This window comes from Streptomyces sp. NPDC020747 (genome assembly GCF_044334695.1).
Lineage (GTDB): Bacteria > Actinomycetota > Actinomycetes > Streptomycetales > Streptomycetaceae > Streptomyces.
In genome coordinates this window covers 667,876-686,642 of the sequence record NZ_JBIRTJ010000001.1, presented here as the reverse complement: position 1 = coordinate 686,642, position 18,767 = coordinate 667,876, and the positions used below count along the sequence as shown (strand labels likewise).

The 18,767-nt window shown below is 69.8% G+C and carries 11 protein-coding genes; 5 read left to right on the top strand and 6 right to left on the bottom strand.

The window, feature by feature from the left end; all coding sequences use genetic code 11:
- The first annotated feature begins 67 nt into the window (after positions 1-67).
- Positions 68-1,102, top strand: a complete 1,035-nt coding sequence (gene ligD / locus ACH4YP_RS02790) for a non-homologous end-joining DNA ligase (protein ID WP_398489014.1) — start codon at positions 68-70, stop codon at positions 1,100-1,102.
- Here ligD and ACH4YP_RS02785 read toward each other — a convergent pair whose 3' ends face one another.
- The gene (locus tag ACH4YP_RS02785; protein ID WP_398489012.1) at positions 1,103-3,319 is read right to left on the bottom strand and encodes an OmpL47-type beta-barrel domain-containing protein; all 2,217 of its coding nucleotides are present in this window, start codon (positions 3,317-3,319) and stop codon (positions 1,103-1,105) included. It lies immediately after the preceding gene.
- A gap of 14 nt (positions 3,320-3,333) precedes the next feature.
- Complete coding sequence (locus ACH4YP_RS02780; protein ID WP_398489010.1) at positions 3,334-5,841, bottom strand: ThuA domain-containing protein; 2,508 nt, start codon at positions 5,839-5,841, stop codon at positions 3,334-3,336.
- A 295-nt stretch (positions 5,842-6,136) separates the two neighbouring features.
- On the opposite strand from ACH4YP_RS02780, the gene ACH4YP_RS02775 reads away from it, so the two are divergent.
- Positions 6,137-7,096 (top strand): multicopper oxidase domain-containing protein, encoded by a 960-nt coding sequence (locus tag ACH4YP_RS02775; protein WP_398489462.1) that lies wholly within the window; start codon positions 6,137-6,139, stop codon positions 7,094-7,096.
- A 195-nt stretch (positions 7,097-7,291) separates the two neighbouring features.
- Positions 7,292-8,338 carry a LacI family DNA-binding transcriptional regulator gene (locus ACH4YP_RS02770; RefSeq protein ID WP_398489009.1) on the top strand — a complete coding sequence of 349 codons (1,047 nt, stop codon included), beginning with the start codon at positions 7,292-7,294 and terminating at the stop codon, positions 8,336-8,338.
- A gap of 110 nt (positions 8,339-8,448) precedes the next feature.
- Here ACH4YP_RS02770 and ACH4YP_RS02765 read toward each other — a convergent pair whose 3' ends face one another.
- A complete protein-coding gene (locus ACH4YP_RS02765; protein ID WP_398489008.1) occupies positions 8,449-9,675 on the bottom strand; it encodes a glycoside hydrolase family 64 protein in 1,227 nt (408 codons plus the stop codon).
- Between the two features lie 248 nt (positions 9,676-9,923).
- Complete coding sequence (locus tag ACH4YP_RS02760; RefSeq protein ID WP_361051672.1) at positions 9,924-10,712, bottom strand: VOC family protein; 789 nt, start codon at positions 10,710-10,712, stop codon at positions 9,924-9,926.
- Between the two features lie 356 nt (positions 10,713-11,068).
- Here ACH4YP_RS02760 and ACH4YP_RS02755 point away from each other — a divergent pair, with 356 nt between their 5' ends.
- Positions 11,069-11,344, top strand: coding sequence for a WhiB family transcriptional regulator (locus ACH4YP_RS02755; RefSeq protein ID WP_398489461.1), 276 nt, complete (start codon positions 11,069-11,071; stop codon positions 11,342-11,344).
- Between the two features lie 12 nt (positions 11,345-11,356).
- Here the strand turns inward: ACH4YP_RS02755 and ACH4YP_RS02750 are convergent, their stop codons facing one another.
- The gene (locus ACH4YP_RS02750) at positions 11,357-13,828 is read right to left on the bottom strand and encodes a hypothetical protein (RefSeq protein WP_398489006.1); all 2,472 of its coding nucleotides are present in this window, start codon (positions 13,826-13,828) and stop codon (positions 11,357-11,359) included.
- Between the two features lie 177 nt (positions 13,829-14,005).
- Between ACH4YP_RS02750 and ACH4YP_RS02745 the strand changes: the two genes are divergently transcribed.
- The gene (locus tag ACH4YP_RS02745; RefSeq protein ID WP_398489005.1) at positions 14,006-17,482 is read left to right on the top strand and encodes a hypothetical protein; all 3,477 of its coding nucleotides are present in this window, start codon (positions 14,006-14,008) and stop codon (positions 17,480-17,482) included.
- 112 nt (positions 17,483-17,594) lie between these two features.
- Here the strand turns inward: ACH4YP_RS02745 and ACH4YP_RS02740 are convergent, their stop codons facing one another.
- A complete protein-coding gene (locus ACH4YP_RS02740; RefSeq protein WP_361051684.1) occupies positions 17,595-18,575 on the bottom strand; it encodes an acyl-ACP desaturase in 981 nt (326 codons plus the stop codon).
- Positions 18,576-18,767 lie beyond the last annotated feature (192 nt).

Here is an 18,767-nt window from a genome sequence, read left to right as displayed (position 1 = left end):
GTTCGCCCGATGTGCTGGCTTAGGCCCAAATGTGCGAGGTATGCGCAGTACGCCTACCGTGGCTCGCATGGGAGACGCGGTGGAGTTGGAGGCGGCGGGGCGGAAGGTGCGGTTGTCCAGTCCGGACAAGGTCTTCTTTCCGGAGCGCGGGTTCACCAAGCGGGATCTCGCCGAGTACTACATCGCCGTCGGCCCGGGCATCCTGCGCGCACTGCGGAACCGGCCCACGACCCTGGAGCGCTACCCGGACGGCGTGACCGGCGAGTCGTTCTTCCAGAAGCGGGCGCCGAAGAACATGCCCGACTGGATTCCTACCGCCCACATCACCTTTCCCAGCGGCCGCAGCGCCGACGAGATGTGTCCGACCGAGGCCGCCGCCGTCGTGTGGGCCGCCCAGTACGGCACGCTCACCTTTCACCCTTGGCCCGTACGCCGTGACGACGTCGACAGCCCAGATGAACTGCGCATCGACCTCGACCCTCAGCCGGGCACCGACTACAGCGACGCCGTCCGCGCCGCCCACGAACTGCGTGAGGTGCTTCACGAGTACGGGGATCTGCGTGGCTTTCCCAAGACATCCGGAGGTCGCGGCCTGCATGTCTTCGTGCCGATCGAGCCTCGCTGGACCTTCACCCAGGTCCGCCGGGCCGCGATCGCAGTCGGCCGCGAGCTGGAGCGGCGGATGCCGGAGCAGGTGACCACGGCCTGGTGGAAGGAGGAGCGGGGCGAGAAGATCTTCGTCGACTACAACCAGACGGCCCGCGACCGCACCATCGCCTCCGCCTACTCCGTACGCCCCCGCCCGCACGCCCCGGTGTCGGCGCCCCTCACCTGGGACGAGGTCCCCGACGCCGTACCCCGTGACTTCGACCTCGCGACCATGCCCGCGCGCTTCACCCGACTAGGCGATGTGCACGCGGACATGGACGAGCACGCCTACTCCCTCGAAGCCCTGCTCGAACTCGCCAGCCGTGACGAACACGACCACGGCCTGGGCGATCTGCCGTACCCGCCCGAGTACCCGAAGATGCCGGGCGAGCCGAAGCGGGTACAGCCGAGCAGGGCCAGGAACAAGAAGGAGAACGGCCCTACAACTCCTTGATCACAACTCCTTGATCCTGATGTCCCGGTACGAGACGACATCCGTCGTGCCGTGCACCTGCAGTCCGAGATAGCCGGAGGCGAACCGTCGCCCGTCCGTGCCCGGGTCGTCCGAGCGCGGCGGGGTGAAGTCCTGGCCACCGGTGTTGTCGAACTCGTTGATCAGCACACCGTTGCGGTAGATCGAGTAGTGCTGGTCCACCACACGGATCTCGTAGTCGTTCCAGGTGCCCTTCTGGGTGACACCGGCACCGGCCAGACCCACCCGGTCGAAGCCGTAGACCGAACCGCTCTTGTACATGTCGCCGGTTGGGCTGTCGAACGCCTGGATCTCGTGCCCGTACTTGATGGCGACCCACTCGGGCCGTGATTCCTCGGGGTGGTTGTGGACCCCGGGGAACCGCACGAACACACCGGAGTTGGTGTTGCCCGTGCCCGGCGCGTCGTCACGCCACTGGAGCTTCAGGGAGAAGTCCCCGTACTTGCGCTCGGGGAACCACAGCATGCCGAGCCCGGCCTTCGAGGTGCCCGAGGTGATGGTCCCGTCGGCGTTCAGACCGAACGAACCGCCGCCCACGTGCTGCCACTTGGCGAACGACGCCGGCGTACCGTCGAGGATCGTCCGGTAGCCCTCGGTCTGGCCGGGCCTGCCGATGCCGGACTCCTCGGCCGCCTCGTTGATCAGGTCGTACTCGCGCTCGACGACGACACCTTCCTTCAGGAGGGCGTCCAGGACCGTCTTCACGTGCTTGAGGAACAGCGCGTGGGACGTCCACTCCTTCTCGTCCTCGATCAACTCGTTGATGCGGCAACGGCTGTTGGTGATCCGGTTCGGCACGCCCGAGTCGATCGTGCCGACGATGACCGTCAACCGCTCGTCGTACTCAGCACAGTTGGGTGCCGGAACACCGCCGCCCGGGGCGATCGTGAAGCTCACCGTACGCGCGTCCGAGGTGTTGCCCGCCTTGTCGCGTGCGCGGTACGCCACCGTGTGCGCGCCCACGCGGTCGACCACCACGGGAGTGGTGTAGGCGAGGTAGGGCCCGCCGTCGAGCGAGTACTCGATCGCCTCGACCCCCGAACCGTGCGCGTCCGTCGCGGTCACCGTCACCTTGGCGCTGTTGATGTACGCCCCGGACGAGTTCTTCGTGCCGTCGACGCTCACACCGGTCACCGGGGGAGTCTTGTCCTCCTCGGGCGGTGCGACCACGGTGAACGAGACGGACTTCTCGGCCGCCGCGTTGCCCGCCTTGTCCGTGGCCCGGAAGCGCACCTTGTGGGTGCCCACCTCGTGGACCATGACCGGGGCGGTGTACGGCTGCCAGGCACCCGCGTCACCGAGCGCGTACTCGATGGTGTTGACGCCGGAACCGGTGTCGGAGGCCGTCACCGTGACGGTCGCCATGGAGAGGTACTCCCCTTGCGGGTTCTGCTCGCCGGTCACGGAGGCCGAGGCCTCCGGAGGAGTGGTGTCGTCCGTCGGCTTGGCGACCACCGTGAACGACTCCGCCTTCTCGGCGGCCATGTTCCCGGCCTTGTCGAGCGCCCGGTAGCGGACCTGGTGGGCGCCGACCTGATCGACCACCACCGGCGTGGTGTACGGCTGCCAGGCACCCGCGTCACCGATCGCGTACTCGATCCGTTCCACACCCGAACCGGCGTCCGTCGCGCTGAGCGTCACGGTCGCCGAACCGACGTACGCGCCGTCCGCGTTCCGCGTACCGCTCACGTCCGCCGCGGTCTCGGGCGCGGTGGTGTCTTCACCGGTGCCCTCGGTGACCACGAGGATGCCCTGCATCTGGCCGTGGCCGGGGATGGTGCAGAAGTAGCGGTACCGGCCGGGAGTGAGTGTCACCTCGGCCGTGTACTTGCCGCCCTGGTCGTCGTTCGGGTTGGCCAGGATGTTCAGCGGTACGTCGTTCTGGTACTCCGGGTCGGACACGTCGAACGTCAACGTGTGCGGCATTCCCATGGTGTTGCCGGTCGCCTTGCTGTTCTCGAAGACGATCGTCGTGGGGCCCGCGACCGCCGTGGTGGGTGCGGACGCGTACTTGGTGATGTCGTCGCCGGCCGTCCACGTGAGTGTCTGTGCGGCCGCCGCCGCGCCGGCCGGAGCGCCGTCGGTCTGGCCGGTCGCCGAGGTGGACGCGAGCCCGAGCACCATCAGCAGCGACGCCACAAGTGCCGTCCACAGCCGTCCAGTTCTTCGCCTTCGCATGTCCGTCACGCTTGTCACTGCGCCTCCCTGGCCAGCTGATCGGCGGCAGGAGTGGGGCCACCGCCCTTGTACGTCACCTGCCACAGCGCGGACTTGGAGTCCGACGTGAAGAAGCCGCGCCCGTAGTCGAGGACGTACAGCGTGCCGTCGGGGCCGAACTTCCAGTCCATGAGGTTCTTGATGCCGTCGTTGCCGATGGGAATGATCTTCTTCAGCGACTCGGCGTGCACCGGAATGCCGCCCTGCCCGGCCGTCTTGGGGTCGAGCAGCACCGCGTGCCGCGGCTGGTCGGCGTCGTAGAAGTCGCCGACGAACCACTTTCCGTCCCAGTACGAGGGCCACTTGGCAGTGCTCGCCGTCGTGGCGTCGTACCGGTAGACCGGCCCGTCCATCGCCGCCTGGCCGCCGCCCTTCAGCCACGGCAGCAGGAACTTCTGGTCCTCGACCTTGTAGGACGGGATGCCGTTGGCGTCGCGGGGGAAGTCCGGGCCGCCGCCCTGCGGCGAGTACCAGATGGTGTTGGAGGTGACCGGCGGAAGGTTGACGAGACCGTCGTTGTTGGGCGACTCGTTCTTCGGCGCGTCGCAGTTGTACCAGCCGAGCGGCTGGTTGGGATCGGGCAGGTTGCGGTCCCGGTAGGGCTGCTTGTTGCCCATGCAGTACGGCCAGCCGTGGTTGCCCGGCTTGGTGATCGCGGCGAACGTGTCGTACTTCGCCGGACCCCAGGTCGTCGACGGCGCCGAGGCGTCCGGGCCGACCCAGCCCGCGTACAGCGTGTCGGTCTTCTTGTCGATCGAGATGCGTGCCGGGTTCCTGACACCCATCACATAGATCTCACCGCGCGTCTTGCCGCCGCCCTCGGCGGTCTCCTTGCCGGTGAAGAGGTTCCCCTCGGGCAGGGTGTACGTGCCGTCCTGTTCCGGGTGGATGCGCAGGATCTTGCCGTTGAGGTTGTTGGTGTTGCCCGCGGTGCGGCGCGCGTCCGCGAAGGAGACCCCCTTGTAGTTCGGCTGCGGGTTGTTGCCCGAGTAACCGCTGCTGAAGCCACTGGAGTTGTTGTCGCCGGTCGCGATGTAGAGGTTGCCCTTCGAGTCCCACGCCATACCGCCGCCCGAGTGGCAGCAGCTGTGGATCTGCACCGGCCACTTCAGCAGGACCTTCTCGCTGGACATGTCCAGCTTGCCCGTGGTCGAGCTGAGGGTGAAGCGGGAGACGTAGCGCTCGGCCATCCGGGTGTCGCGGTTGATCCGGGAGTGCGGCGTGTAGTGCAGGTACACCCAGCCGTTCTCCTCGAACCGCGGGTCCAACTCGATGCCCAGCAGGCCCTCTTCGACCTTGATGAGCTCGTCGCCGCCGCCCTTGTTGCCGAAGACGGTGAGCGCACCGGCCAGCGTGACCTTCTTGGTCCTCGGGTCGTAGACGTGGATCTCGCCCTTGCCCTTGCCGATGTCCGGGTTGTTCCAGTCCGTGACGACGGGCTGCGAGGAGTCGGCGCCGCCCCGGCCGATGTAGAGCACGCGGCCGTCGGGCGCGGTGACCAGGCCGTGCGGCTCGCCGATCTGGTCGTTCTGGCCCGGCTGGTTGGGCTGGGTCAGGCGCTCCGCCTTGTAGTTGGCGTTGATCGTGGCCTTGCAGTCGGCCTGCGCGATGCGGGTCGTCCAGTTCAGGGCCCCGCGCAGATGGGCGCGGAAGTCCGTCTCGTCGTAAGAGGAGACCGTGCCGCCCATGCCGGTGTAGAAGGAGCGGCCGCCGTCGTAGTCGCGGCACCAGGACACCGGGTGGTCGGCGCCGTTCTTGCTGTCGCCCGGCTGGTACGTCGACTCGCGGACGCGGGCCACGGTGTGCACGTCGCCGGACGGGTTCTTGACCCAGTTCAGCCACTGGTCGGGGCGCTTCCACTGGAGCGGGAGGTCCTTGGCGGCCGGATGCTGGCGGTCACCGACCTCAACGGTCGCCCGCTGCACGGCGGTTGGGCTGCCGGCCGCCGGACGGGCGCCGACGAGTCCCGTGAACCAGTCGGAGTAGGGCTCGGCGCGGGCCGCGTCATGGACGCCGAGGAAACCGCCGCCCGCCTCCATGTACGCCTCCAGACCGGACTCCTGCTCCGGTTCGAGGATGTCTCCGCCGCCGGTGAGGAAGACGACGGCGTTGAAGCGGCTGAGCTCCGTGTCGTCGGTGAAGACCGAGGCGTCGTCCGTGGCCGTCACGCTGAACCGTTGTGCCGCCGGCCCGGTCAGGCCGATGTCCTCGATCGCCTCGATCCCGGCGTTGACGACGGGCGACTCCTCGCCGTTCGCCGCGGAGCCGTGGAAGATCAGCACGCGAACGTCGGCGCCGCCGGGCGGCGACTTGATCGACATCGTTGTCAGCGCCGGGTCGGGCGCCGGGCGCGCGCTCGCGGCCGGCCCCGAGAGGACGCCCGCGGTGACGACTCCGGCGGCCAGCGCGGCCGCCCAGCCTCTCCGTCTACCTCTGCTCAACCCTCGTACGGTCAAGGGCTTTTGATGCGGTGTGAACCGCATGTGGTCACCCACCCCTCTGCTTCCTCTAGGGCTCGGTTCGCCGCCGGGGTGCTACAGCCTGGGTCCCTTTGGCTCACTCGCGTCACAGCAACAGCGCCATGGAAGCTAGACCTTTTCGTGGAACTCGCCAATAGGTATGACCGGGATCGCGCGAACTTTGTCCTGGGTGTGGATAAACGGGCGCGATGCCACTACCGTCTCCCGGGTTCGTCTCTGTCACTCGGTCCTTCTATTCCGTCAATTCCGTTGATTCCGCACCAGGTTGGGGGAGTTCGGCATGGGCACCACGGACGACATGGACAGACGCGGCCTCAGTCGGCGCATGGTGCTGGGCGGGGCCGCGGTGGCCACCGTCGCGACATCGTTGTCGCTCGTGGCGGCGCAGGACGCGACCTCCGCGGACAGTCCGGTCCGGACCGCGCCCGCGGGCGGCGAGGTGAAGCACCTCAAGCTCTACATCGAGAAGCTGGCCGACGGCTCGATGGGCTACGGCTTCGAGAAGGGCAACGCCTCGATCCCCGGCCCGCTGATCGAACTCAACGAGGGCGACACCGCCCACATCGAGGTCGAGAACACGATGGACGTGGCGGCGAGTCTGCACGTCCACGGCGTGGACTACGAGATCTCCAGCGACGGCACGAAGCTGAGCAGGTCCCAGGTCGAACCGGGCGACACCCGTACGTACACCTGGCGCACCCACGCCCCCGGTCGCCGCAAGGACGGCACCTGGCGGGCGGGCAGCGCGGGCTACTGGCACTACCACGACCACGTCGTCGGCACCGAACACGGCACGGGCGGGCTCCGCAAAGGCCTCTACGGTCCTGTGATCGTCCGCCGCAAGGGAGACATCCTCCCCGACAAGACGCACACGATCGTCTTCAACGACATGACGATCAACAACAGGCCCGGCCACCAGAGCCCCGACTTCGAGGCCACGGTGGGCGATCGCGTCGAGTTCGTGATGATCACGCACGGCGAGTACTACCACACGTTCCATGTGCACGGTCATCGCTGGGCGGACAACCGCACCGGCCTGCTGACCGGCCCCGACGACCCGAGCCAGGTCATCGACAACAAGATCGTGGGGCCCGCCGACTCGTTCGGATTCCAGGTGATCGCGGGGGAGGGCGTCGGGGCCGGGGCGTGGATGTACCACTGCCACGTCCAGAGCCATTCCGACATGGGGATGGCGGGCCTGTTCCTGGTGAAGAAGACGGACGGGACGATCCCGGGGTACGAGCCGCACGAGCACTGACGGCACCGCTGGAGGGGCCGGTTGGTGTCCGCGGGTTCGATGTGGCCTGCCGCGCGGTTCCTCGCGTCCCTTCGGGGCGCCGGCAAGGCGGTTTTCCAGGGAAGCACATTCGACCACCTGAACAGGGAGCGCTCTCAATGACGCGTCGTACGGCGGCTATCCTGATCCGCAAACGCCGCCCTGAGGAGCCCCGAGGTGTCCGAGCAGTCGACAGAGCCCCGTCCGACCCTGGAGGCCGTGGCCGCCAGGGCCGGAGTGTCCCGGGCCACCGTGTCGCGTGTCGTCAACGGCGGTGACGGTGTGCGGGAGCCCCTGGTCGAGCGGGTCAGGCAGGCCGTCGAGGAACTCGGCTACGTGCCCAACCAGGCCGCGCGCAGCCTCGTGACCCGGCGGCACGACGCCGTCGCCGTGGTGATCGCCGAACCGGAGACCAAGGTCTTCGCGGACCCCTTCTTCGCACTTCAGCTCCGGGGCATCAGCAAGGAACTGACGGCTCACGACTCGCAGCTCGTGCTGCTGCTCACGGAGGGGCGCGACGACCACGCGCGCGTGGCCCGCTATCTCGCCGGCGGCCATGTCGACGGCGCGCTCGTCTTCTCGCTGCACCTCGACGACCCGCTGCCCGGCCTCATCCACGGTGTGCCGACGGTGTACGGCGGACGGCCCGGCTGGATCGACGGCTCGCGCGGCGCGGTCTATGTCGACTGCGACAACCGGGGCGGCGCCCGAGAGGCCGTACGTCATCTCGTCGGGCTGGGCCGTCGGCACATCGGCCACATCACCGGCGCCCTCGACCAGACTTCGGCTGTCGACCGGCTCGACGGGTTCCGGGACGTGATGGTGGAGGCCGACCCGAAGCTGATCGCGGAGGGCGACTTCACCCCGGCGGGCGGTGAGCACGCGATGCGGGAACTCCTCGACCGCTGCCCCGACCTGGACGCGGTGTTCGCCGCCAACGACCTCACGGCGGTGGGCGCCATGCGCGTCCTGCGTGAGCTGGGGCGGCGGGTGCCCGAGGACGTCGCCGTGGTCGGCTTCGACGACATGCTGCCGTTCACCGAGCAGGCCGACCCACCCCTCACGACGGTCCGGCAGGACATCGAGGAGATGGGCCGGCTGATGGCGCGGTTGCTGTTGCGGGGTCTCGACCGGACCGCCTCCGCGGTGGCCTCCGGCGGTTTGGCGGGGGCACCGTCCAGTGTCGTGCTGCCGACGACACTGGTTCGGCGGGCCTCGGCGTAACCGCTCCGCGGGGTGGGCTGTGTTCCGGGTGCGGGCCGGTGGGGGTTGCTCGCGCCCCGCGGTGAAGCCGCAGATCGACACAGCCCCGCGCCCCTGAAGGGGCGAGCCTGCTACGAACCGACCGTCACCGTGAAGCGGCGTGGGTTGCCGTCGTGGGCCGCGCCCGATACGTCGGGCTGGCCGTCGGGGCGTACGTCGTCGTACGGGAAGGCGTAGCCGATGGGCGAGTTGGCGTGTACGACGCGTGACCAGTGGTTGACGGCCGAGCCCTTGTAGTAGTCGGCCGTGGTCGTGCCGTTGGGCTGGGTGGGGCGGGTGAGCATGATCGAGCGGTTGAAGCCGGCGGCGAGGCGGGCGAGGAGGGCCTTCTTGTCGTCGGAGTCGCCCGGGTTGTTGGTGAACGGTCCGTGGTTGCAGGTGAAGATGTCCTTCGACGTGGGTTTGGCGAAGGTGTGGCCGCCCGCGAAGGTGAGCGTGTCACCGCTGACCCGCCCTGCGAGCGTGCCCCGGCCGCCCTGGAGGTCGATCCTCAGGTCCGTCGAGCGGTACTTCGCCCACACCTCGTCGATGTAGCTGTTCCAGAGACTGCGGAACGGCATCTCGGCGGGCGGGTCGAAGTACGGGGCCATCAGGTTCTGCGGGGAGATCACGCGCAGTACGGAGCCGCCGTTGCCGCGGATCACCAGCTTGTCCCAGGGCTGGCCGTCCCTGGCCGCCTGTGCCGTGAGGTCCGAGGCGATCCTGTCGACCGCGCCGTTGGGCAGGGGCGCGACCGTGTGCGTGGCGTCGCCCTCCAGGGTCAGGCCGATGGGAAGGGCGGTGACCAGGTCGACGTAACTGATGTTGGCGTACAGCTGCTGGGTGTTGAACGTGAACTCGCAGAACGACCAGGTCTTGCCGTAGTTCGAGTCGGCGGGTGTGGCGAACGCGGGCTCGACCAGCGCCGGGCCCGGGTTGAGGAAGAAGTTGAGCGTGCTGTCCCGGACGAAGTAGACGCGGGCGCCGAACATCTGAGGCAGTGTCAGGACCTTCGGTGCCGAGCCGGCGGCGCCGAGCGGGATGGCGCAGTCGACGGGCAGCGGGGTCTGCGGCGCCGACGGTGAGGTGGGCCGGTAGACGCCGCCGTCGGCCCGCAGCAGCACCCAGTTGCCCGTCGACTGCTCGTGCCCGGTGACGTACGCGCGGACCGTGCCCGGCAACGAGGCGTTCTTGAGGGCGAGTTCACATGTGGCGGGGGCCGCTTCGGCGGTGGGGCTGAGAGCGCTTCCCCAGACGGGGTAGCTTGCGGTGGCTCCGACGGCCGCGGCTCCGGACAGGAACGCTCTGCGTGAGATCACGGAAGTCTCCTGGGGTGTGGGGGGAGGCAGGGGCGGGCCGACCCGTGGGGGATCGGCGCCCTGCGACACCACTGTTCCCAGGGGGAGTTGGGGCGTCAAGGGTTATGACTGAGAGCGCTCTCGAAATCTGCTTGCCTTCAGAAGTCGACGGTATGTGACGGCGCGGTGGCCGATTTCCGATCGGGGGAACCCGGCAACCGCCTGTCTTGCTGTCTGCCTTGAGGTCTGTCCCGTCGGCAGGTGTGTGGTCAGCTCCGCGGCTCGCTCTTGATCACCGCGAAGCGCGCGCCGTACGGGTCGGCGAACTTGGCCGTCCGGCCGACGCCTTCCACGGACGTGGCGGGCATCCGGACCGTGCCGCCCAGTTCCTCGGCCTTGGCGACCACGGCATCGGCGTCCGTGACTTCGAAGTACGGCAGCCAGTAGGCCCCTGTCTCCCGCTCGATCGGGTCGTCGGCCAGCGGGACGACACCGCCGAACATGGAGTCCTCGCCGCCCTCCGCGGGATTGAGGCACGTGTACGTGCCGCCGGGGAACGGCATGGCCGAGGTCTCCAGGCCCAGTACGGAGTGGTAGAAAGCTGCCGCCGCGGCGATGTCCGGTGTGTAGAGCTCGACCCAGCACAGGGAGCCCGGGGCGCCCGCGATGTCGATGCCGCGCAGCTGGCGCGGCTGCCAGACGCCGAAGGAGACGCCCGCCCTGTCGCTGAAGACGGCCAGCCGGCCCTCCTCCATGACGTCGTCGGGCGCCATGAGCACGTTGCCGCCGGTCTGCTCGACGGCCTTGGCGGTGGCGTCGGCGTCCGGGGTCTGGAAGAACACGTTCCAGGACGGTGGGCCCTGCTCGGGAGAGGTCTGCATGCCGCCGGCGGCGGTCTTTCCCGCCAGTTGGAAGAAGCCGTAACCGCCGGCCTCCGGTCCCGCCGACCGGAAGTCCCAGCCGAAGAGGGCGTTGTAGAAGGATGTGGCGCCGTCGATGTCGCTCATGCCGAGATCGACCCAGTTCGGGGCGCCGGTGACGAAACGGGTGGTGAGCATGTTGCCCTCCTCATGAGGGGTCCCGTTGCCTGTACCGCCGAGTCTGGCACCGCACACTGACAATCGCTGCCGGAGCGCTGCCGCTGGGCTTGGCGGGGTTCGGAATGACTCTTGGTAGTCAGGTGGTCCCTGTGTGAGGTGGGGTCTCGCGGTTGTGGGTGCGCGGGGCGGTGGGGGCTTGTCGCGCCGGCGGAGCCGCAAAGTGACACAGCCCCGCGCCCCTCTGGGAGCGCGCCGCCGTGCGATCGTCGGCCCGCGGGAGTCATCATTGGGGCCGCGCTCATGAACCGGTGCCGGGACCAGTCATTGATCCGGCGTTGATCGAACGTTTTTCGGTGCGCGGCACGATCCTGGGCATGCACAACGACACCATTGCCGCGCCCGACCTCTCCTGGCAGGAACAGGCACTGTGCGCCGAGACCGGATCCGAGTTCTTCTTTCCCGAGCCGGGCAGCTCGGTGCGTGAGGCGAAGCGCATCTGCGGACTGTGCGAGATGCGCCCCGCCTGCCTCGAATACGCGCTCGACCACGACGAACGCTTCGGCGTCTGGGGCGGCCTGTCCGAGAAGGAGCGGCTCAGTCTCCGCCGCACGCAGGACCAGCAGCACCAGCAGCACCAGCAGCGGTACTGACGGCGGCGCCGGTCACTCGTACGTCACGGTGAACCGCTCCGTCCCGGCCGGCACCCGCACGTCCTGGCCCGTCACCTCCACGTCCCGCCCGTCGGCGGACACCGCCCGCACCCGGCCGAACCGGCACGGATAGACGAACCGCACCCCGTCCGGAGCCTCCGTGATGTCGACCGTCACCGTCCGCCCCACCGGATCGTGCGCGAGCCGGTACCCGAACGGTTTCCCGAAGAGCGTGGGCGCCGCCGCCACCGCGACCTCTTCGCCCTGCGGCACCCAGTGCGGACGCACGCCCGGCGCGATGTAGAGATGCGGATCGCGGTCCTCGTCCGCCTCGAAGAAGAGGATGTCGCGGATCAGCAGCAGATACTCGGCCGCCGCCCAGCCGTGCGGGATGTCGCCCATGTACCAAGGCCGGTACGGGACTTCGGTGAAGTCCGAGGCGACCGGGAACGCGTGCTGCTCGTTCCACGCGCCAAGTGCCGCCACCCGGCCCGCCGTTCGGGGAAAGCCCGCGCCGACCGTCCAGCCGAGCAGCGCGTCCATCCGGACGGGATCGCCCGCCAGCAGGTACGCGTGCGCCAACTGCAGGGTCAGATAGGGCCCGTACGCGTTCCAGGCCGCCTCGTGGCGATAGCCGCCGGTGACGAAGTGCGCGTACATCGTGTCCAGGGTGTGGCGGGCGGCCCGGTCGACCTCCTCGCCCAGCTTGCCGCCCATGTGCAGGCGCAGCGGGTGGAAGTAGGCGGCCGTGCCGATCATCGTGGAGTCGAGCCGCCCGACGTCGGCGGGCCCGGTCGGGATGTACGTCTCCCAGGCGCCGCGAGCGCGCTGCTCGGCCAGCACCCAGCGGATGGAGTCCCCGGTGGCCCGCTTCAAGTCGTCGAAGGCGGCCCAGAGTTCGGGTACCTCGGGTGCGCCGATCCGTTCCGCCAGACGCGCCGCCTCGTACAGCCCGGCGACACCCCAGAGGTCGTCCCAGTAGTGCGGCTTGTCGCGTTCACCGAGGTGCTCGGCGCTCCAGCCGCTGTGCAACAGCCCGTACCCGTCACGGTTGTCGCGGAGCCAGCGAGCCGCGTCGCGCACGTACGGGACGTACAACTTCGCCCCGAACGCGGCCTGTCGGCCGATGGTGCGGTCGAACCGGCCGGTCGCCCACAGCGCCTGGCCGTTGCTGTCCCACTCGCGGTCGTCCTTCTCGTGCGGGCCGCCGTAGAAGCCGTACTCGGCGCAGGGGCCGATCCGGCCGGTGCCACGGTTGAACCGCAGCGGGTAGTGCGTGCCCAACTGGTGCTCGGCCAGGGCCGAATCACCTACCAGTGAGCAGGCCGTGGCCTCCACCGACGAGTCACGGATCCAGAACGAGTCGTAGACCGTCGGGCCCGGATGGATCTCGCCATGGTCGGAGAGGATCAGCAGCTGCGACCGCGACTGCCGGAAGAGATCCGTCAGATGACCTACCGGGGACGGCAGTTGAGGCTGGAGTCCCTGGCCCAGCAGCTTCGCCGACCAGAAGTCGCGGTTGGCGGTCTCCAGTTCGGTCGCCGGTGTCCCCTTCAGCTCCGCGAGGTCGTCGGCACCCGCGTACAGATCGACCGGCAGCCGTACGTCCAGCTCGAAGACCTCGTCCGCGGTGACCCTGAACGGCCAGGCGAAAACGGCACTGCACAGCCCTGCCACCTGGTCCTGCGCGTCCAGGGCGCCGTTCAGCTTCCCGCCCGTCACCAGGTCGTGGAACGGGCTGTGCGTCAGATACGCGTCCGGATCGAAAGAGGAGTCCGGGTTGCCGTACACGCCGTACTGCTCGGGCGGGGTGTCGAAGACCGGCCCCCACCCCGAGTTGGTCTCCACGCGCTGTTCGTCCGGCAGATGACGCAGATAGGTCAGCCGTCGGTCGGTGACCTGACGGCCGTTGCGGTCGTGCCGCTGGAACCCGCTCGGCCCGGCAGGCATGACCGCCGCACACAGCAGCCCCTCGTGCGGCTGCCCGGTCGGGCTGCTCACCGTGACCCGTGAGACGACGAGGTCCCGCTGCCGTGCGCCGACGGGTGTGGCGAAGGTCCGTTGCACGAACTCGACGCCTTCCGGCGTGCGGAATGTCGTGAGGACGACCGGTAAGTGCGGTGCCTCCATGCGCTGTTCGACGTTTCCGTCGTTGGGGAGCTGGGGCAGTCGCAGCCTGCGCGTCGCCGGATCGTGCAGGAAGAACGAGAGACAGTACTTGTCGTAGACCGGCTCGATCTCGCCGGCCTGCCCGATCAGTGACTCCTGCCGGTGGTCCTTGACGCCGACCATGTGCCAGTAGCGGTACAGGGCGTTCGAGGCGAAGGCCGCCTCCTTCGACTCGTACGTGCCGGCGTCGAAGTCGTCGCTCCAGTGCCGGAAGGCCTGTTGCGCCCACCAGGGCACGGGATACGGAACCTGCCGCCTGCCCGCCCAGCCGCGCCACATGACCTCGTAGAACATCCACTCATGGGTCTGTGCCATGGTGTGTCACCCCCTGCGGGCACCGTTGCACCGCGGGGGCGGCCCGTAAATGCGTACGGCGGACGGTTAAATGCGTAGTGCGGACGGTCGGGGCACGATGGGTGGCTTTCGGGTTCGCGGTGGGCCGCATCGGTATTTCGGCGCGCACCACGGTCCCCGGCAGGCACAATCCACCCCATGGTCCACACCCCGCGGCACCAGGCCGAGAGCCTGCTGAACGCCCTCGATCCACTCCCGTACCCCTTGCGCATGCGCGAACTCGCCGCTCGCACCCGGGAGTTGGCGGAGACGCGTCCGCTGCTGGACGAGCTCGAAACGCGCGGCGCCTATGAGCGAGGGCTCGCCGTCGTCGCGGCGGCGGTCGCCGGGGACACCGAGTGGATCGCGGCGCGTATCGCCGATCCGGACTCCTTTGTGCGCGGACACGCGTTGCGCACCGCCGAAAGTCTCCAAGTGCCTGACTCCGCCTACGAGTCGGCGCTCACCGACGCGCCCGAGGCGATACGCCGCCAGCTGCTGCGTGCTGTCGTCGCGGGCCGGCGCACCGCGCTGGCGGACCGGCTCGTCGACGGGGTGCGGGCGGAATGGGGCGACGAGGAGGCGGCCCGGCTGCTGCCCGGGTGCTCCCCGGAGACGGTCGCCCGGCTGCTGCCCTTGCTGCTGCACGCCGTACAGGGCTCGAAGTCCCTCGGTCGGCGGCACCCCAGAACCCTGCTGGACGTGGCGGAGCGGGAGTTGGCCGACCTGCCGGAGTCGCTGCGCGACGCCTGGTGGCAGCGGTACGCGGAGGTCGTCGTCGCCGCCGTGACCGCCGAGCCACTGCGTGTGCTGGAGCTGGCCGAGCGTCTCGGACCCTCCAGGATCCCCTCTCAACTCCTCGATCAGGCAGGCGCGTTCGCCGCCGTCGCGCCCGACCGCGTTCTCCAGCTGCTGATTTCGGGCCGCTTCCCCTCCTACATCGGTACACGCAATCGCTCGCTGCAACGCAGACTGGCGCGATCCGGGGCGGAGGAACTCGCCATGTACGGGCGGATGCTGGCCGAGTCGGGTGGCCTCGCGCCGCACCTCCGTGCCCTGCCGCCCGCTCGCCGTCACGCCTTCTACACGTCGGCCACCGCGGGCCGGGGCGCGGGCGGTGCCGCCGTGGACGCGGTCATCCTTGAGGCGCTGCCGCGCAGTTGCGTCGCCGAGGAGGCCCGGCGGATGGCCGCCGCGGCGCGCGAGCGCGGCGAGGCATGGGGCACCGTGCTGCTCGCCGAATCCTTCCTGCCCGTCGCGGAGGCAAGGGAGCGGCTCATCGAGGCGACACGCCGCCCCGCCGCCGAAGACCGGGCGCTGGCCTGGCCGTTGCTGATCCGCAACGCCGCCCGCTCCGGCGACTTTGCTGCCGTCACCTCCGTACTGGAGGAGTCGGCCAGGCTGCGCAACGAGCAGGATCCGGTGCGACTGCCCGCCCTGTACGCGATGTCCCGCACCCCGCCCGCCCTGTTCACCGAGGACGCCGAACCGCACCTCGACCGGATCGCCGCCGACGCCGTCGAGGCCCGGGACTCTTCCCACCAGACCCGGGGCAACCTCAGCGAACTCGCCCTGTCCGTGCTGAAGGAGCACGCGGCGGGCGGGTCCCGGGAGTTGGTGAACTGGGCGCTGCGCACACTCGTCCGGATCTCCGGGAACACCGGAGGCGCCGACCTGGGCCGACTCGACGCGAAGCTGCGGCGCGGCCAGGAACACCAGGTGTACGAGGCGCTGCGGCCGTGGATCGAGGCGGGCGCGGAGAAGGCCGACTTCAGCCTCGCCTTCGCTCTCGCCAGGGCCGTGGGACGTCGCGCCGCGGGCATACCCGAACTGCAGGAACTCCTGTGGCAGGCCGTCAGGTTCGGCAACGACACGACCGTACGAAACGCGGTCGAGCTGTGGCTGGAGCCGCCCGCCACCCGCGACGAACGGGCCGCGCGCGTCCTCTCGCTCGAACCCTCGGCGGGAACCCTGTGGCCGGTCCTGCGCGTGATCACCCGACGCCGCACCGACCTCCTCGACGTGCTCCTCGCGGACACCCCGCCGTATGGGCGCTTCCTCACCAAAGGCAGCCCGTGGACCGTGTCCGTGACCCACGACGTACGACGCTGGCTGCCACGTCAACAGGAGGTCGTGGCCCGGCAGTTGGCCGAGCAGGCCGCCGACGCCGGGCTGCCGTCGTACGCGCGGGTGGCCGCCATCGAGCAGGGCGCGCGGATACCGGGCGCGGGCGTCGGACTCGTACGCGACTGGACCGGCTCGTCGGACGTGGTGCTCGCGGAGGCCGCGCTCGGCGCGCTCGTCCACACCGACCGGCCGGGCGACGCACTGCCCGAACTCCTCGCGCACGCCGGGGGCGACCGCGCGCGCGTCGCCGTGTACGCGGCCACGCGGGCATCCCGGCACGTGGCGCCCTCGCGGCTCGTGGGACAGCTGCGCGAGGTGCTGCTCGCCTCGGGCGTCAAGGTGACCAGCCGCAAGGAGGCCGCCCGCCTCGCCGCGGCCCGGCTCCCGGTACCGGTGGCCGCGGGACTCCTCACCGAGGCGTACGGGCGGCCCGGCGCCCACCTCGACGTCCGGGCCGTGTGTGTCGCCTTCGCGGGCGCGCTGCTCACCGAGGAGAGCGTCTGGACGCTTCTGCGCGACGCCTCGGGCGCCGAACCCGTCCTGCGCGCGGCCGTCCTGCGCGTCTCGCCCCTCGGCCTGCCGGAACGGCACCGCGCGCGGTACGCCCGCCTCGTCCGTGACGTGTGCGCGACCGACGACCCGGCGACGGCGAATCTCGCCTTCGGCGCCCTGTCCCACTGGGCTCCCTGGTCCCCGGACAGCCCCTCGGTCCTGGCCTCGGCCACGGCGGACCTGTCGAACCGCACGAGCTGGCGGGCGGCGGCGGAAGGGCTGGTGGTCGCGGCGGCGGGGTCGGCCGGGGGAGCGAGAGGTCTGCGGGAAGCTCTGCGCGTACTGGCCGAGGCCGAGGCCGTGACTGATACCGACGCCGGGATCCATGCCGAAACGGCGGCGGATCCCGCGAGCGACGGTGATGCGCGACAAGGTGCGGGAGGCAGGCCGGACGAGGCCGACACTTTCGCCGCCGACGTCACGCTCGCTCTCGCCGACGCCGAACCCCGTCGCGACCGCCCTGCCCGCCAACGCGTCGAGCACCTCGTCGCCCGGCTCGCCCAGCAGGCCAGAACGGCCGCCGGGCCCATCAGGGAAGCGGCCCTCGGGGCCGGTGAGCTGCTCGCGGGGTACGACGGATTCGTACCGCAGGCCGCCAACATCGCGGCGTACCATCTCGACCTGGACGCGGAGGCGGACCGGGTCGACACGGCCCTGGACCGGCTGGCCGCGCTGACGGAAGGGCGGCCGGTGCTCGCCGCGCGCACCGCCACGGAACTCGCCGCCAGACTCCGCCGGACGCAGGAGGGCGACGCCGGGATCCTGCTCGGCGTCGCCGGGCGGCTGACTGTCCACGGCGGCCACAGCGAGGGACTGCTGGCCACAGCGATCACGGCCACGCTCGGCACCCGCACGGGCTGGGCGCCTGAGTGGCGGGCCCAGCTACGGGCGCTGCGCCGCCACCCGCAGCCCGACGTCCGCGACGCGGCACTGGCGCAGGTGACGGCGTACGAGTGAGGGGCGCCCGCAGGGGGCGGGGCTGCGTCGAAATGCGGCCCCGCCGGGTGGGCGCGTCAGCCCGGGGCGGCCGGCAGCCGACGAACGACCGCACCCGCCCGGAGCCGACCGGTTAAACGGCGGCAGCCCTCGCCGCCATCCGCGCCTTGCGGGCCGCGAGCTTCTCGTCGAACTTGGCGGCCTCGGCGTCGAGCCCGCCCATGTAGAGACCGAGCTCTTCCTGGGCCTTGAGGCCCTCGGGGCCCAGGCCGTCGATCTGCAGGACCTTGAGGTGACGCAGCACCGGCATCAGCACGTCGTCGTGGTGGATCCGCATGTTGTAGACCTCGCCGATCGCCATCTGCGCGGCGGCCCGCTCGAAGCCGGGCATGCCGTGTCCGGGCATCCGGAACTGGACGATGACGTCCCGCACGGCCTGCATGGTCAGGTCGGGGGCGAGCTCGAACGCGGCCTTGAGCAGGTTGCGGTAGAAGACCATGTGCAGGTTCTCGTCGGTCGAGATGCGCGCCAGCATGCGGTCACAGACGGGGTCGCCCGACTGGTGTCCCGTGTTGCGGTGCGAGACGCGGGTCGCGAGCTCCTGGAAGGCGACGTACGCGACGGAGTGCAGCATCGAGTGTCGGTTGTCCGACTCGAATCCCTCGCTCATGTGCATCATGCGGAAGGCTTCGAGCTGGTCCGGGTCCACGGCGCGCGACGCGAGCAGGTAGTCGCGCATCACGATGCCGTGGCGGCCCTCCTCGGCGGTCCAGCGGTGCACCCAGGTGCCCCAGGCGCCGTCGCGGCCGAAGAGAGAAGCGATTTCGTGGTGGTAGCTGGGCAGGTTGTCCTCGGTCAGGAGGTTCACGACCAGTGCGATGCGGCCGAGCTCGGTGACCTTGGACTGTTCCTTGCTCCAGGCCTCGCCGTCCTCGAAGATTCCGGGGAAGTTGCGACCGTCGGACCAGGGCACGTACTCGTGCGGCATCCAGTCCTTGGCGACCTTCAGGTGACGGTTGAGCTCGGTCTCCACCACTTCTTCCAGCGCGTACAGCAGCCGTGCGTCGGTCCAGTCGGAGGACGGGCTGCCGAGATGGGGAGAAGTGATCGTCACGGGGGCTCCAGGGGGGACGAAAATGCTGAGCGTTCACACAACCTACGGCATCGTAGGCTACGTATCCGTAGGTTACGATGCCGTAGGTTAAGCGCGAGGTAAAGAGCCCTGATCAGGAACGATCTCTCCGGAGGTCGACAAGAACCACTTCGCGGAGTCGTCCACCTGGCGGACACGCAGGTCCCGGGGGGT

What these genes read in the sequence shown, in the direction of transcription:
- ligD (WP_398489014.1), top strand. Translation starts at nt 68, where the DNA reads ATGGGAGACGCGGTGGAGTTGGAGGCGGCGGGGCGGAAGGTGCGGTTG.
- ACH4YP_RS02785 (WP_398489012.1), bottom strand. Translation starts at nt 3,319, where the DNA reads ATGCGAAGGCGAAGAACTGGACGGCTGTGGACGGCACTTGTGGCGTCG.
- ACH4YP_RS02780 (WP_398489010.1), bottom strand. Translation starts at nt 5,841, where the DNA reads ATGCGGTTCACACCGCATCAAAAGCCCTTGACCGTACGAGGGTTGAGC.
- ACH4YP_RS02775 (WP_398489462.1), top strand. Translation starts at nt 6,137, where the DNA reads ATGGACAGACGCGGCCTCAGTCGGCGCATGGTGCTGGGCGGGGCCGCG.
- ACH4YP_RS02760 (WP_361051672.1), bottom strand. Translation starts at nt 10,712, where the DNA reads ATGCTCACCACCCGTTTCGTCACCGGCGCCCCGAACTGGGTCGATCTC.
- ACH4YP_RS02755 (WP_398489461.1), top strand. Translation starts at nt 11,069, where the DNA reads ATGCACAACGACACCATTGCCGCGCCCGACCTCTCCTGGCAGGAACAG.
- ACH4YP_RS02750 (WP_398489006.1), bottom strand. Translation starts at nt 13,828, where the DNA reads ATGGCACAGACCCATGAGTGGATGTTCTACGAGGTCATGTGGCGCGGC.
- ACH4YP_RS02745 (WP_398489005.1), top strand. Translation starts at nt 14,006, where the DNA reads ATGGTCCACACCCCGCGGCACCAGGCCGAGAGCCTGCTGAACGCCCTC.